The sequence below is a fragment of the Enterobacter pseudoroggenkampii genome (assembly GCF_026420145.1).
GTDB lineage: Bacteria > Pseudomonadota > Gammaproteobacteria > Enterobacterales > Enterobacteriaceae > Enterobacter > Enterobacter pseudoroggenkampii.
Window position 1 is genome coordinate 235,773 of the sequence record NZ_JAPMLV010000004.1, and the last position, 15,344, is coordinate 251,116.

At 55.4% G+C, this 15,344-nt stretch carries 10 protein-coding genes; 3 read left to right on the plus strand and 7 right to left on the minus strand.

Annotated elements, in window-relative coordinates; all coding sequences use genetic code 11:
• Positions 1-49 precede the first annotated feature (49 nt).
• Together OTG14_RS18150 and OTG14_RS18155 are read right to left on the minus strand one after the other, a co-directional pair.
• The gene (locus OTG14_RS18150) at positions 50-757 is read right to left on the minus strand and encodes an N-acetylmannosamine-6-phosphate 2-epimerase (protein WP_267215557.1); all 708 of its coding nucleotides are present in this window, start codon (positions 755-757) and stop codon (positions 50-52) included.
• Positions 757-2,316 (minus strand): maltose/glucose-specific PTS transporter subunit IIC, encoded by a 1,560-nt coding sequence (locus OTG14_RS18155; RefSeq protein ID WP_090418480.1) that lies wholly within the window; start codon positions 2,314-2,316, stop codon positions 757-759. Before OTG14_RS18155 ends, OTG14_RS18150 begins: the two co-directional genes overlap by 1 nt.
• Positions 2,317-2,481: 165 nt before the next feature.
• Between OTG14_RS18155 and OTG14_RS18160 the strand changes: the two genes are divergently transcribed.
• Positions 2,482-3,306 carry a MurR/RpiR family transcriptional regulator gene (locus OTG14_RS18160; protein ID WP_024909265.1) on the plus strand — a complete coding sequence of 275 codons (825 nt, stop codon included), beginning with the start codon at positions 2,482-2,484 and terminating at the stop codon, positions 3,304-3,306.
• A 358-nt stretch (positions 3,307-3,664) separates the two neighbouring features.
• Positions 3,665-4,774: an SDR family oxidoreductase gene (locus tag OTG14_RS18165; RefSeq protein WP_032648092.1), complete on the plus strand. Its 1,110-nt coding sequence runs from the start codon at positions 3,665-3,667 to the stop codon at positions 4,772-4,774.
• Positions 4,775-4,827: 53 nt separating this feature from the next.
• Here the strand turns inward: OTG14_RS18165 and eno are convergent, their stop codons facing one another.
• The 5 genes from eno to rlmD all read right to left on the minus strand — a co-directional run bounded on the left by eno (position 4,828) and on the right by rlmD (position 12,509).
• A complete protein-coding gene (gene eno, locus OTG14_RS18170) occupies positions 4,828-6,126 on the minus strand; it encodes a phosphopyruvate hydratase (RefSeq protein WP_024909267.1) in 1,299 nt (432 codons plus the stop codon).
• A gap of 82 nt (positions 6,127-6,208) precedes the next feature.
• Positions 6,209-7,846, minus strand: a complete 1,638-nt coding sequence (gene pyrG / locus OTG14_RS18175; protein WP_032648095.1) for a glutamine hydrolyzing CTP synthase — start codon at positions 7,844-7,846, stop codon at positions 6,209-6,211.
• Positions 7,847-8,069: 223 nt separating this feature from the next.
• Complete coding sequence (gene mazG / locus OTG14_RS18180) at positions 8,070-8,861, minus strand: nucleoside triphosphate pyrophosphohydrolase (RefSeq protein WP_149366631.1); 792 nt, start codon at positions 8,859-8,861, stop codon at positions 8,070-8,072.
• A 66-nt stretch (positions 8,862-8,927) separates the two neighbouring features.
• Complete coding sequence (gene relA / locus OTG14_RS18185) at positions 8,928-11,159, minus strand: GTP diphosphokinase (RefSeq protein ID WP_024909268.1); 2,232 nt, start codon at positions 11,157-11,159, stop codon at positions 8,928-8,930.
• A gap of 51 nt (positions 11,160-11,210) precedes the next feature.
• A complete protein-coding gene (gene rlmD, locus OTG14_RS18190) occupies positions 11,211-12,509 on the minus strand; it encodes a 23S rRNA (uracil(1939)-C(5))-methyltransferase RlmD (protein ID WP_032648099.1) in 1,299 nt (432 codons plus the stop codon).
• A 57-nt stretch (positions 12,510-12,566) separates the two neighbouring features.
• Here rlmD and barA point away from each other — a divergent pair, with 57 nt between their 5' ends.
• Entirely contained in the window at positions 12,567-15,326 is a 2,760-nt protein-coding gene (barA, locus tag OTG14_RS18195) for a two-component sensor histidine kinase BarA (RefSeq protein ID WP_024909270.1), read from the plus strand.
• The last annotated feature ends 18 nt before the right edge of the window (positions 15,327-15,344 follow it).

Below are 15,344 nucleotides of genomic sequence, written 5' to 3' on the forward strand. Positions count from 1 at the left end.
TCTCAGTAAAGGGGATAAACGATAAGTATCGCAGATCCCCGCCGGATGGTCATGCTCCATCGGTGCTTTGCGCGCCAATCGCCGCCATAAACCGTTCCGTGATTTGCTGTGGGCGGGTGATCGCACCGCCGACGACGACCGTATGCGCGCCCAGCGCCAGGCATCTGGCCGCGCGTTCAGGCGTATCCACGTTGCCTTCGGCAACCACGGGAACCGTCACGGCCGCCAGCACCGCTTTCAGGAACGCGCAGTCATTGTCAGGCAATGTATGACCCTCGGTTTCAGCCGTGTAGCCGTAAAGCGTGGTGCCGACGCAGTCAAAGCCCAGCGCCTGCGCCGTCACGGCTTCGTCCACGGAGGCGATATCCGCCATCAGCCGCACCGCGGGATAGCGTGAGCGGATGCGCGAGACCAGCGTTTCCAGGGATTCTCCGCCGGGACGCGCCCGCGCCGTCGCATCAAGCGCAATGATTTCCGGAGAGACGGTCATGAGCTCATCCACCTCTTTCATCGTGGCGGTGATAAACACCTCGCTTTCCGGGTAATCCCGTTTGATGATGCCGATGACCGGCAAAGAGACCTGCTGCTTAATGGCCTCGATATCTACCACGCTGTTGGCACGAATTGCAGCGGCCCCGCCCTGCGCCGCCGCCAGCGCCATCCGCGACATAATAAACGGGCTATGCAGCGGTTCATTCTCCAGCGCCTGACAGGAGACGACCAGTTTTCCCTTCAGGTTATCCAGTACAGTTTTCATTACGATAAGATCTCTTCCACTTCGTTTTTGATAATCGTGACATGCGGGCCATAAATGACCTGAACACCGTTACCGCGCACGATAACGCCGCGCGCCCCGGTGGCTTTCAGCGCCGCGTCATTCACCTTGCTGCCGTCCTTCACCGTGACGCGAAGACGCGTGGCGCAGCAGTCCACCTCGTCCAGATTGTCTTTTCCGCCCAATCCGGCGATTACCGCAACGGCGCGCTCGCTCTGCGAGAAGGTCACTTCATTGGTCATCGCCTCCTTTTCCCGACCCGGCGTAGCAAAATCAAAGCGGTTAATCAGATAGCGGAAGGTGAAGTAGTAAAGGAAGAACCACGGCACGCCGACCAGCGGAACGAACATCCAGTTGGTTTTGGCCTCCCCCTGCAAAATGCCGAACAGCACGAAGTCGATAAAACCGCCGGAGAAGGTTTGCCCGATGGTGATATGCAGCATGTGTGCAAGCATGAACGCCAGCCCGTCAAACAGCGCATGAATGACGTAAAGCACCGGTGCAATAAACAGGAACGAGAATTCGATAGGCTCGGTAATCCCGGTCAGGAACGAGGTTAACGCGGCAGAAAGCAGCAGTCCGGCAACGCGCTTTTTGTTCTCGGGTTTTGCCGTGTGGTACATCGCCAGGCACGCGCCGAGCAGGCCAAACATCATCGTAATAAAGCGCCCGGACATGAAGCGTGACGTGCCTTCGTAAAACTGACGCGTGGTAGGATCGGCCAGTTGGGCGAAGAAGATCCGCTGCGTGCCTTCCACCAGATGACCGTTGACGATTTCACTGCCGCCAAGCGCGGTGGTCCAGAACGGCAGATAGAAGATGTGGTGCAAACCAAACGGGCCCAGCATGCGGAGAATAAAGCCGTACAGCAGGGTGCCCAGATAACCGGTGGCATCCACCAGCCCGCCCAGACCAAAAATCAGCTTCTGGAAATGCGGCCAGACCACGGTCATGAGCGCACCGACGAGGATCGCCGCCAGGGAGCTGATAATAGGAACAAAGCGCGAGCCGCCAAAGAATCCGAGGAACTGCGGAAGCGCTATTTTATTAAACCGATGATGGAGCGTGCAGGTCACCAGACCAATCACCACGCCGCCAAACACACCGGTTTCCAGCGTCTGAATGCCCAGCGTCATGCCCTGCCCCACGGCGCCCGGGTTGTCGTGCGCCAGTTTGCCAGTGAGGATCAGCAGCGCGTTAATGGTGGCATTCATCACCAGAAACGCGAGTAATGCCGCCAGCCCGGCCGTACCCTTATCGCTTTTTGCCAGCCCTACGGCCACCCCAACGGCAAACAGCACCGAGAGGTTCGCAAACACGATGGATCCTGCGCTGCTCATGATGGTGAAAATGGCCTGAAGCCAGCCCACATCTAAAAACGGATAAGCCGCCAGCGTATTGGGATTCGATAACGCGCCGCCTATCCCCAGCAGCAGACCCGCCGCAGGCAACACGGCAATCGGCAACATAAAGGATTTGCCAAAGCGCTGCGCTTTTTCAAACCATCCCCCTGAAGAAGCCCCACTGAATATTTGCATCATTTTTTCATCCCCCCATTAAACGATGAAAATTTTTACCATACAAATATTCAATAGTGAAAATTACCATCAAAAACCAGGACGACGATCATACTTTTTCAAAATGACTGGCATCTTTCCCCCGCTTTCCGCCACACTAGTCGCAGAGAAACGCATTAAGGATCGAGCATGTCAGACCATGAAAACCTGCTGCTGAAGCTACGCCAGGAGGCTTCCGGGTACAGCCCAACACAACAAAAACTCGGTGAATTTGTCCTCAGCGATCCTGCCCGGGTGCTCTACCTGACGATCACCGAGCTGGCGCGCGAGAGCCACACCAGCGAGGCCAGCGTCACGCGTCTTTGCCGTACGCTGGGCTGCAAAGGCTATAACGAATTTAAAATGGCGCTTGCGCTGGATATTCAGCAGGGCCAGCCCGCGCGTCAGGCGGGAGATGAGATTGATAACGTCGTGGATGAGTCGGTGCAGGCTTTGCAGGATACCGCCAGACTCCTCGACCGCACGCTGCTTGAAAAGGCGGCGCTGGCGCTGCACCAGGCACAATCCGTGCAAATTTATGGCGTCGCGGCCAGCGCGATCCTTGGGGAGTATCTGCACTACAAGCTGTTGCGTCTGGGCAAACCCGCACAGCTGTTTAGCGATATGCACCGCGCGGCCATGAATGCGACAACGCTTTCGAAAGAGACGCTGGTTGTGGCCATCTCCAGTTCGGGTTCAACGCGGGATTTACTCCACGTGGTGAAGCTTGCCCGCAAGCGCGGCGTTAAGGTTCTGGCACTCAGCAATACGCCCCGCAGCCCGCTGGCGTCCCTGAGCGACATGTTGCTGGTGGCTGCCAAACCAGAGGGACCCCTTAGCGCAGGCGCACTCAATGCTAAGGTTGGGGTGATGCTGCTGGTCGAGCTGCTGACCACGTCCATGATTGCGCTGGATGGTCATTACGGCGACGTTAGCCAACAAACAGCCAGCGCTACGCTTCCTCTGTTACTCTAAAAATCCTTCGCAGGCTAAATAAAATAGCCTGCGATTTATGCCGTCTGATTTTAGTTAAGTGGCGTTTAAATCATTTATTTGATAAATGTTTGGTGTAACAAATTATTATATTTATTACATTTTGAATTAAGTTTACCGTTCGGGCGCGTCTCTATAAAAAACATTAAATTCAATAAGTTAAAATTTAAATTTTAATAGAGTGAATTTTTACCCTTCCGCTAATGTCCAAAATATCCGCCCGATTTCCTTTCCTTAAAATAAGCTTAAGATGCTGTCGGTTTCGGCGATTTATTATTTAAATGCCGTTTACTTTTGCACGCCTACAATCCGCCTCATCAATCATAATGAGACGGTATTAATGAAGATGTTATTGATTACAGGCGTGACCGGATTTCTGGGCGGTGCAGTTCTTGAAAAAATCCTGACCAACGATCAATCCGTAGAACTCCTTTTGCTCGCGCGTGCCGGCGATCCGCAGAGCGGGCTGGAGCGCGTGCTGGAGAATATGCGCAAGTTCAACGTTCCTGAGGACAAACTGGCCTCCCTGACGGTGGATAATATCCTGATTGGCGACCTCAGCCAGCCTGAAGCCTTCCTGAACGATCCCCGTCTGGATAGGGTCACGCATGTGGTGAACTGTGCGGCCGTCGCCTCATTTGGTAACAACCCGCTGATCTGGAAGGTCAACGTTGAAGGTACGCTCGCGCTGGCACGCCGTATGGAGCAGGTCACAGGACTGCAGCGTTTCCTCCATGTCGGCACCGCGATGTCATGCACGCCGGAGCAGGATTCCCTGGTAGCCGAAAGCGCTGAATTCAGAGAGAATGCTGAACACCTGGTGGAATACACGTTTTCGAAGTCAACCATCGAACAGCTGATGCGCCAGGAGTGTCCGAACCTGCCGCTGCTCATCGCCCGTCCGTCCATCGTCGTCGGCCATACCCGTCACGGCTGCACACCGTCGAGCAGCATTTTCTGGGTCTTTAGCATGGGCCTGATGCTGCAGAAGTTTATGTGCTCAATGGAAGACCGGATCGACGTTGTTCCGGTGGATTATTGCGCCGACGCGATGTTAATGCTGCTCAACAGCAACGCGCGTCCGGGAGAAGTGGTACACATTTCTGCGGGAGAAGAGAACAGCGTTCGCTTTGCGGATATCGATCAGGCAATGGCGCAGGCGCTGGAGAAAGCCCCCGTAGGTGATAAGTATGCGCAGGTCAGCTACGAAACGCTGGTCAGAATGCGTCGCGAGCTGAAACATATTTTTGGGCCGTGCAACGAACGTCTGATGCTGAAAGCCATGCGGTTATACGGTGCGTTTGCCACGCTTAACGTGCGCTTCAGCAACGATAAGCTGCTGAGCATGGGGATGCCGAAGCCACCCCGGTTTACGGATTATATCGCCCGCTGCGTGCAAACCACTCAGGGGCTGACCATTCCGGAGCAAATGGCGGTTGATTTTAAATAGCAAAAAAAAATGCCAGTCATTCGACTGGCATTTTCGTTTTAAGGCTTAGGCGATTATGCCTGGCCTTTGATCTCTTTACGACCGTTGTATGGTGCTTTTTCGCCCAGCGCTTCTTCGATACGAATCAGCTGGTTGTATTTAGCAACACGGTCAGAACGGCTCATAGAACCAGTTTTGATCTGGCCTGCAGCGGTACCCACAGCCAGGTCGGCAATGGTAGCGTCTTCAGTTTCGCCAGAACGGTGAGAGATAACAGCGGTGTAGCCAGCGTCTTTCGCCATTTTGATCGCAGCCAGAGTTTCGGTCAGAGAACCGATCTGGTTGAATTTGATCAGGATGGAGTTAACGATGCCTTTCTCGATGCCTTCTTTCAGGATCTTGGTGTTGGTTACGAACAGGTCGTCACCAACCAGCTGGATTTTGTCGCCCAGTACTTTAGTCTGGTATGCGAAGCCAGCCCAGTCAGACTCGTCCAGACCGTCTTCGATAGACACGATTGGGTACTGTTTGGTCAGGTCTTCCAGGAAGTGAGTGAACTCTTCGGAGGTGAACGCTTTGTTGCCTTCGCCAGCCAGAACGTATTTACCGTCTTTGTAGAATTCAGATGCTGCACAGTCCATCGCCAGGGTGATGTCTTTGCCCAGCTCGTAGCCTGCAGCTTTTACTGCTTCTGCGATAACAGCCAGTGCTTCTGCGTTAGAACCCAGGTTTGGCGCATAGCCACCTTCGTCACCAACAGCCGTGTTCATACCTTTGGCTTTCAGAACTTTAGCCAGGTTGTGGAACACTTCAGAACCCATACGTACCGCTTCTTTCAGGGATTTCGCGCCAACTGGCTGAATCATGAATTCCTGAATATCAACGTTGTTGTCTGCGTGCTCACCACCGTTGATGATGTTCATCATTGGTACAGGCATGGAGTATTTGCCTGGGGTGCCGTTCAGTTCAGCGATGTGCTCAAACAGTGGCATACCTTTAGCAGCCGCAGCCGCTTTGGCGTTCGCCAGGGAAACTGCCAGGATTGCGTTCGCACCAAAGTTAGATTTGTTTTCAGTACCGTCCAGATCGATCATGATCTTGTCGATGCCAGCCTGGTCTTTGGCGTCTTTGCCAATGATTGCCTGAGCAATAGGACCGTTTACAGCGCCAACCGCTTTCAGTACGCCTTTACCCAGGAAGCGAGATTTGTCGCCATCGCGCAGTTCCAGCGCTTCGCGGGAACCGGTAGAAGCACCTGATGGAGCAGCAGCCATACCAACGAAACCACCTTCCAGGTGAACTTCGGCTTCAACGGTCGGGTTACCACGGGAGTCGATGATTTCACGACCGATGACTTTAACGATTTTGGACATTAGATTTTCCTCAGTACAAGTTAAACTAAAACTCCAGACAAACAACGCGTACCAAAGGTACGCGTTGCCGTTCTAACTTTTTTTACTTCGCCTGACGCTTCTGGTAGTCGCTGGCGGCCTTCACGAAGCCTGCAAACAGCGGATGCCCGTCACGTGGCGTTGAAGTAAATTCCGGGTGGAACTGGCAGGCGACAAACCACGGATGGTTTGGCACTTCAATGATCTCGACTAACTGATCATCCCCGGAGCGTCCCGCAACACGCAGGCCCGCGGCTTCAATAGGTTTCAACAACATGTTGTTGACTTCATAGCGGTGACGATGGCGCTCGGTGATGACCGGCTCGCCATACAGCTTGCGAACCACGCTATCGTCAGTCAGCTGGCAGGCCTGTGCGCCAAGACGCATGGTGCCACCCAGATCGCTCTTCTCGGTACGGACTTCGACGTTACCTTCTTCGTCACGCCATTCAGTGATAAGCGCCACCACAGGGTACTTACAGTCTGGCACAAATTCCGTAGAGTTCGCGTTTTCCATTCCCGCTACGTTGCGCGCAAATTCGATCAGCGCAACCTGCATACCCAGGCAGATGCCGAGGTATGGAATATTGTTTTCACGCGCATAGCGCGCGGTGGCGATCTTGCCTTCTACACCACGGTAGCCGAAGCCGCCAGGGATAAGGATAGCATCCAGATCTTTCAGGATTTCAACGCCACGCGTTTCAACATCCTGAGAATCAATCAGCTTGATGTTCACGGAGACACGGTTCTTCAGACCACCGTGTTTCAGCGCTTCGATCACTGACTTATAGGCATCCGGCAGTTCAATGTACTTACCGACCATACCGATAGTCACTTCGCCTGCCGGATTGGCTTCTTCATAAATAACCTGTTCCCATTCAGACAGGTTAGCTTCCGGACAGTTCAAGCTGAATCGTTTACAAATATAATCGTCCAGGCCCTGCGATTTCAACAGGCCCGGGATTTTATAAATGGAATCGACATCTTTCATTGAAATAACGGCTTTTTCAGGCACGTTACAGAACAATGCAATTTTCGCACGTTCGTTCGCCGGCACCGCGCGATCGGAGCGGCAAACCAGGATGTCTGGCTGAATACCAATGGAGAGCAGCTCTTTAACAGAGTGCTGAGTCGGTTTGGTTTTCACTTCACCTGCAGCGGCCATGTACGGCACCAGGGTCAGGTGCATGAACAGCGCGTGTTCACGGCCAATATCTACCGCCAGCTGACGAATCGCTTCCAGGAATGGCAGAGATTCGATATCACCCACGGTACCGCCGATTTCAACCAGCACCACGTCGTGGCCTTCGCCACCCGCAACAATGCGTTCTTTGATGGCGTTAGTGATGTGCGGGATAACCTGAACGGTGGCACCCAGATAATCACCACGGCGCTCTTTACGCAGAACGTCGGAGTAGATGCGGCCAGTCGTGAAGTTGTTACGACGGGTCATTTTGGTGCGGATGAAACGCTCGTAGTGGCCAAGATCCAGATCGGTTTCAGCGCCGTCTTCAGTAACGAACACTTCCCCGTGTTGGATTGGGCTCATGGTGCCCGGATCGACGTTGATGTACGGATCCAGTTTCATCATGGTCACATTGAGGCCACGGGCTTCAAGAATGGCTGCGAGGGAGGCTGCGGCAATGCCTTTACCCAGAGAGGATACGACCCCGCCGGTCACAAAAATATAGTTCGTTGTCATGCTGAACCTGAGAAGTTAGGGTGAAACGATGGAATAACCAGGACGGGAAAGTAGTATACCCGAACACGGCGAGCGCCACAAACTTTCATTCTCCGTCCCCATTCCAGGCCATGACAAACATAAGGAGTGAGAAAATAGCCCCTTTTGGGTAAATGTTTTTGACGCAAATCAAGCGCTTGTCATTTAAAAAATCACACAAATTGCGCTTGATCGCAAAATTCCGTTAGAGATCAGATTCCTGGCGCTTTACTTCCTGCCAGACTTCTTCCATTGCTTCGAGGTCAATACCGCTCATTTCCAGGCCTCGCGAAGCGACAATCCGCTCAACTTCGCGAAAGCGTCGTTCGAATTTTAAGTTGGCTTTTTGCAGGGCGGTTTCCGCTTTTACACCCAGGTGGCGAGAAAGATTGACGGTCGCAAACAGCAGGTCGCCCATCTCTTCCTCAAGCTTTGCTTCATCCACCACCGCCTGCTGCGCTTCGTGCATGACTTCATCAATCTCTTCGTGCACTTTATCCAGCACCGGGCCGAGGGAGGTCCAGTCAAAACCGACGGCGGAGCAGCGTTTCTGGATTTTATGTGCGCGCATCAGCGCGGGCAGGCTCAGCGGAATATCATCCAGCGCGGAGTGCTGGGATTTTTCCGCCCGCTCGGCGCTTTTGATCTGCTCCCAGCGGGCCAGCACCTCGGTGCTGTTCCCTGCGGTGGCATCGCCAAAAATATGGGGATGACGGCGCTCAAGCTTGTCGCTGATGGCAGCGCAGATATCGTCAAAGTTAAAGCGCCCTTCTTCCTGCGCCATCTGCGCGTAGAACACCACCTGGAACAGCAGATCGCCCAGTTCACCGCGCAGGTCGTCAAAATCTTCACGGGAAATGGCGTCCAGCACCTCGTAGGTCTCTTCAAGGGTGTACGGGGCTATGGTGGCGAAAGTCTGCTCTTTGTCCCACGGGCAGCCGTTTTCCGGGTCGCGCAGGCGTTTCATGATGCCGAGCAGGCGGTCGATTTGAGTCATAGTACTGTCCTGATGAAAAAATGCCGGGTGGCGGCGTTGCCTTACCCGGCCTACGTAAGAGGATGTTTAGCCGCCGTGCAGACGACGCGCGTCAATCACATCCGGCACCTGGTTCAGCTTGCCGAGCACGCGGCCCAGCACCTGCAGGTTGTAGATTTCGATGGTCATATCGATGGTGGCAAGCTGCTCGCGGGTATCGCTGCGGCTGGCGACGCCCAGCACGTTGACCTTTTCGTTGGCGAGAATGGTCGTGATGTCGCGCAGCAGGCCGCTGCGGTCGTTGGCGGTAACGCGCACCACCAGCGAATAGCCGGCGGAATAGCTCTCACCCCAGACCGCTTCCACGATGCGCTCCGGCGCATGCGACTGAAGCTCGGCAAGCTGGTCGCAGTCGGAACGGTGAATCGAAATCCCGCGCCCCTGGGTGATAAAGCCGACGATATCGTCGCCCGGAATAGGCTGGCAGCAGCGGGCAATGTGGTGCATCAGATTGCCCACGCCCTCGACCACCACGCGGCCATTGTCTTTGCTGCGCTGCTGAGGCGCGTAGGTTTTCTGCTGCAGCTGCTTCAGCGCCGCCGCGTCCTGCTCTGCCGCGCTTGGCTTATTGAACTGCGCCTGCAGGAAGTTCACCATCTGATTCAGACGGATATCACCGCCGCCGATCGCCGCTAACAGCTCGTCAAGCTCGTTGAAGTTGTAGCGCGGCAGCAGGAATTTCTCCGCCTCTTTCAGGCTTATCCCGATATGCTCCAGCTCGTCGTCGAGGATCTGGCGACCGGCAAGGATGTTCTTGTCACGATCCTGTTTACGGAACCAGGCGTGAATTTTCGAGCGTCCGCGGCTGGTGGTGACATATCCCAGGTTCGGGTTAAGCCAGTCCCGGCTCGGGTTGGGCTGCTTCTGGGTAATGATTTCAATCTGGTCACCCATCTGCAATTGATAGGTGAACGGTACGATTCGTCCGCCGATTTTCGCCCCGATGCAGCGGTGCCCCACATCGCTGTGGATGTGGTAGGCAAAATCGAGCGGCGTAGAGCCCGCAGGCAGGTCGACAACGTCCCCTTTCGGGGTAAAGACATAGACCCGGTCATCAAAGACCTGGCTGCGCACTTCGTCGAGCATCTCGCCAGAGTCGGCCATCTCTTCCTGCCACGCAATCAGCTTGCGCAGCCAGGCAATACGGTCTTCATGTCCTGAACGCGCCCCGCCGGACGTACCTTCTTTGTATTTCCAGTGCGCGGCGACGCCCAGCTCGGCGTCCTCGTGCATCTGTTTGGTGCGGATCTGAATCTCGACCGTTTTGCCGCCAGGGCCAAGCACCACGGTATGGATAGACTGATAGCCGTTCGGTTTAGGGTTGGCGACATAGTCATCGAACTCATCGGGCAGATGACGAAAGTGAGTGTGCACTATCCCCAGCGCGGCGTAGCAGTCCTGCAGACGCTCCGCCACGATACGCACGGCGCGCACGTCAAACAGCTCGTCAAAGGCGAGGTGTTTCTTCTGCATTTTGCGCCAGATGCTGTAGATATGCTTAGGCCGACCGTAGACTTCGGCGCGCACGTTCTCTTCTTTCATCGACTGGCGCAAGCCACCGACAAATTCCTCGATATAGTGCTCGCGGTCGATGCGGCGCTCGTGCAGGAGTTTGGCAATACGTTTATATTCCGCCGGGTGCAGATAGCGGAAGCAGTAATCTTCCAGCTCCCATTTCAGCTGACCAATCCCTAAGCGGTTCGCCAGCGGCGCATAGATGTTTGTACACTCTTTGGCGGCGAGCACGCGCTCGTCTTCCGGCGCATCCTTCACCTCACGCAGGTGGGCAATACGCTCGGCCAGCTTGATGACCACGCAGCGGAAATCATCCACCATGGCCAGCAGCATCCGGCGAACGTTATCAACCTGTTCTGAGGAGACGGAATCGGTGTGCGCGGCTTTGAGCTGGCGGATAGCCGCCATATCGCGCACGCCGTGGATCAGCGCGACGACGGATTTCCCGACGCTGTCGCGCAGTACGTCTTCGCTGACCACGTCCGCATCCGCGAGAGGGAACAGCAGCGCGGCCTGCAGCGTTTCGATGTCCATGTTCAGCATGGACAGGATTTCAACCATCTCCACGCCGCGCCACAGGAGAAGATCGGCGTCGGGATGCCCCTGCGTGGTGCGCAGACAATAGGCCCAGGTTTCGGTTAAGCGTTCACACGACTGCTGGCTGGAAATTCCCAGACTTGCGATCCATTTTTGTGGGTCAAACTCCCCAGCTTTATTGAGATGTGCACTTCTTACCGCAACCATTGTCCTCTCCTTTAGGGACCAGGGCCTGTCGAAGTCGACAAGCCAAACAAATTAGATGTGCTCGAACAACACCATCGATTCCAGATGACCAGTGTGCGGGAACATGTCCAGCATTGCCAGACGCTGAATCTGGTAACCCGCGCTAATTAATGCCTCACTGTCCCGGGCAAGCGTTGCCGGGTTACAGGAAACATAGACCACACGCTTTGGCGCGAGTTTAATAATATGCGCCATCACACCTGGGGCACCGGCACGCGCCGGGTCAAGCAGGATTTTATCAAAGCCCTGTTTTGCCCACGGCTGTTGGGTGACATCTTCCTCAAGATTTTGATGAAAGAATGTCACATTTTGCAAGCCGTTCTGCTGTGCGTTCTCCTGCCCTTTCGCCACCAGCGCCTCAACGCCTTCCACGCCGACGACGCTGGCCGCTTTTCGCGCCAGCGGCAGCGTGAAGTTGCCCATTCCGCAGAACAGATCGAGCACCCGATCGCTTTTCTGAACATCCAGCCACGCCAGCGCTTTCTCAACCATCTGCTGGTTAACACCGTCATTCACCTGAATGAAATCCCGCGGGCTGAACGTTAAGCGTAGTCCGTTTGACGCATACCATGGCACCTCACCGGTAACCTGCTCAAGTATCTCGCTTTGTGGTGCAAGGAAAAGCGCCAGGTCGTGTGAATGCGAAAAGCGTTCCAGTTTTTCGCGATCTTTTTTCGACAGCGGCGCGGTATGGCGCAGGACCATCAGCGGTCCATTGTTGGCCATGACCAGTTCGACATGCCCGAGATGGCGAATGCCGTCCAGCCCGGAGAGGCAGGTGCGCACATCCGGAAGCAATGCCTCAAGATGGGGCACCAAAATGGGGCACTGCTTCACATCAACGATGTCGCTGGAGCCGGCCTTGCGAAACCCCATCTCCAGCCGATCCGTTTTTGGCTGATAGCTGAGGCTCAGGCGTGCGCGCCGACGATAGCCCCAGGGCTCATCGGCGAGAATTTCATTAACGTCATGTTTAAGCAGACGCGCCAGCGCGCGGCTTTTGCTTTTTTGCTGTAATTCTGTGCTCGCGTGCTGTTGCTGGCAGCCCCCACAAACGCCAAAATGTGGACAGCGGGGATTCACGCGCTCCGGACTATCGTTGAGGCGACGCTTAACCTGCCCGCGCGCGAACTGGCGTTTATCTTCCGTCAGCGTAATTTCTGCTCGTTCTGTTGGCAGTAAACCTGTTATAAACAGAGCCTTACCATTGTGACGTGCCACTCCCTGACCAAACGGATCAAGGTCCGTGGCTTCAACAGTGATGATTTGACGCGTCGTCACGCGTCGCTTTGCAGAGTAGAATTGCGCCATCGCCGAGATTTTTCTCACATAAACATAATTATCTTAATTGTCCCATAACGGAACGCCATGACCAACTACAGCCTGCGCGCGCGCATGATGATTTTGATCCTCGCCCCCACCGTTCTCATCGGTTTGCTGCTGAGTATCTTCTTTGTGGTGCACCGCTATAACGATTTGCAGCGACAGCTGGAGGATGCAGGCGCCAGCATTATCGAACCGCTTGCCGTTTCCAGCGAGTACGGCATGAACCTGCAAAACCGCGAATCCATTGGGCAGTTAATCAGCGTACTCCACCGGCGCCACTCGGACATCGTACGCGCCATTTCCGTTTACGACGAACATAACCGCCTGTTTGTCACCTCGAATTTTCATCTCGATCCGGCGGCCCTGAAGATCCCGGACGGTACGCCGTTCCCGCGCCACCTCACCGTATTGCGGCGCGGCGATATCATGATCCTGCGCACGCCGATCGTGTCGGAAAGCTATTCACCCGATGAATCTGCACAATCCGACGCCAAATCAAGCAACAATATGCTGGGATATGTGGCGCTGGAGCTGGATCTCAAGTCGGTCCGGCTACAGCAGTATAAAGAGATCTTTATCTCTGGCGTGATGATGCTGTTCTGCATCGGCATTGCGCTGATCTTCGGCTGGCGCTTGATGCGCGACGTGACGGGCCCCATCCGCAACATGGTTAACACGGTTGACCGCATCCGCCGGGGACAACTCGACAGCCGTGTGGAAGGGTTTATGCTGGGCGAGCTGGATATGCTGAAGAACGGCATCAACTCGATGGCCATGTCGCTGGCGGCGTACCACGAAGAGATGCAGCACAACGTTGACCAGGCGACGTCCGACCTGCGCGAAACGCTGGAGCAGATGGAGATCCAGAACGTTGAGCTGGATCTGGCGAAAAAGCGCGCTCAGGAAGCGGCGCGTATTAAGTCGGAATTCCTGGCCAATATGTCGCACGAGCTGCGTACGCCGCTCAACGGCGTGATCGGCTTCACCCGCCTGACCCTGAAAAGCGAGCTCAACCCGACCCAGCGCGATCACCTGCACACCATTGAGCGCTCGGCCAACAACCTGCTGGCGATCATCAACGACGTGCTGGACTTCTCCAAGCTGGAAGCGGGCAAACTTATCCTGGAAAGTATTCCGTTCCCGCTGCGCAGTACGCTCGATGAGGTGGTGACGCTGCTCGCGCACTCGTCGCACGACAAAGGCCTTGAGCTGACGCTCAACATTAAAAACGACGTGCCGGATAACGTCATTGGCGATCCGCTGCGCCTGCAGCAGGTCATTACCAACCTTGTCGGGAATGCCATTAAATTCACCGAAAGCGGTAACATCGACATTCTGGTAGAAAAACGCTCGATCAGCAGCAATAAAGTGCAGATTGAAGTCCAGATCCGCGATACCGGCATCGGGATTCCGGAGCGGGATCAGTCGCGTCTGTTCCAGGCGTTCCGTCAGGCGGATGCCAGTATCTCCCGCCGTCATGGCGGCACCGGCCTGGGGCTGGTGATCACGCAACGCCTGGTGAACGAGATGGGCGGCGATATCTCTTTCCACAGCCAGCCGAACCGCGGTTCAACCTTCTGGTTCCACATTAATCTGGACCTCAATCCAAACGTATTGACCGATGGCCCGGTGACGGACTGCCTGAAAGGCAAGCGTCTGGCCTACGTCGAACCTAACGCTGCGGCGGCGCAGTGCGCGCTCGACATCTTAAGCACCACGCCGCTGGAGGTGGTCTACAGCCCAACCTTCTCCGCCCTGGCCGTTGAGCATTACGACATCCTGCTGATGGGGATCCCGGTCACCTTCACCGGCGAGCTGACCATGCAGCAGGAGCGGCTGGCAAAAGCCGCGTCGATGACCGACTACCTGCTGCTGGCGCTGCCTTGCCACGCGCAGCTCAATGCAGAAGAGTTGAAAAATGACGGGGCAGCTGCCTGCTTGCTTAAACCGCTCACCGCGACCCGCCTGCTGCCCGCGCTCACGGAGTATTGCCGTCTCAGCCAGCATGCCCTCCCGATGATTGACGATGAGCAAAAATTGCCGATGAGCGTCATGGCGGTGGATGATAATCCGGCCAACCTGAAGCTCATTGGTGCATTGCTTGAAGACCAGGTTCAGCACGTTGAGCTGTGCACCAGCGGCGCGCAGGCGGTTGAACAGGCTAAGCAGATGCAGTTCGATTTAATCCTTATGGATATTCAGATGCCGGGCATGGATGGCATTCGGGCCTGCGAGCTGATCCACCAGCTGCCGCATCAGCAACAAACGCCGGTGATTGCAGTCACCGCGCACGCGATGGCCGGTCAAAAAGAGAAGCTGCTGAGCGCCGGAATGAATGACTATCTGGCGAAGCCAATCGATGAAGAGAAACTTCATAACCTGCTGTTACGCTATAAGCCGGGTCATATTGGCGGGACGTACACGGTATCCAGCGAGCCGGTTGAAATAACCGTCAACCAGAACGCGACCCTTGACTGGCAGCTTGCTCTGCGCCAGGCGGCAGGTAAACCCGATCTGGCCCGCGAGATGCTGCAAATGCTGGTCGCGTTTCTGCCGGAAATTCGCAATAAGGTGGAAGAGCAGCTGGTGGGTGAAAACCCGGAAGATCTGCTGGAAGCAATCCACAAGCTGCACGGTAGCTGCGGGTACAGCGGCGTACCGCGGCTGAAAAACCTCTGCCAGCTGCTGGAACAGCAGCTGCGTGCCGGTACGCCGGAATCGGAGCTTGAACCGGAGTTCCTGGAGCTGCTGGATGAAATGGATAACGTGACGCGGGAAGCGATGAAGGTGTTGGGGAGCTGAGGTAAAAGCCCGGTGGCG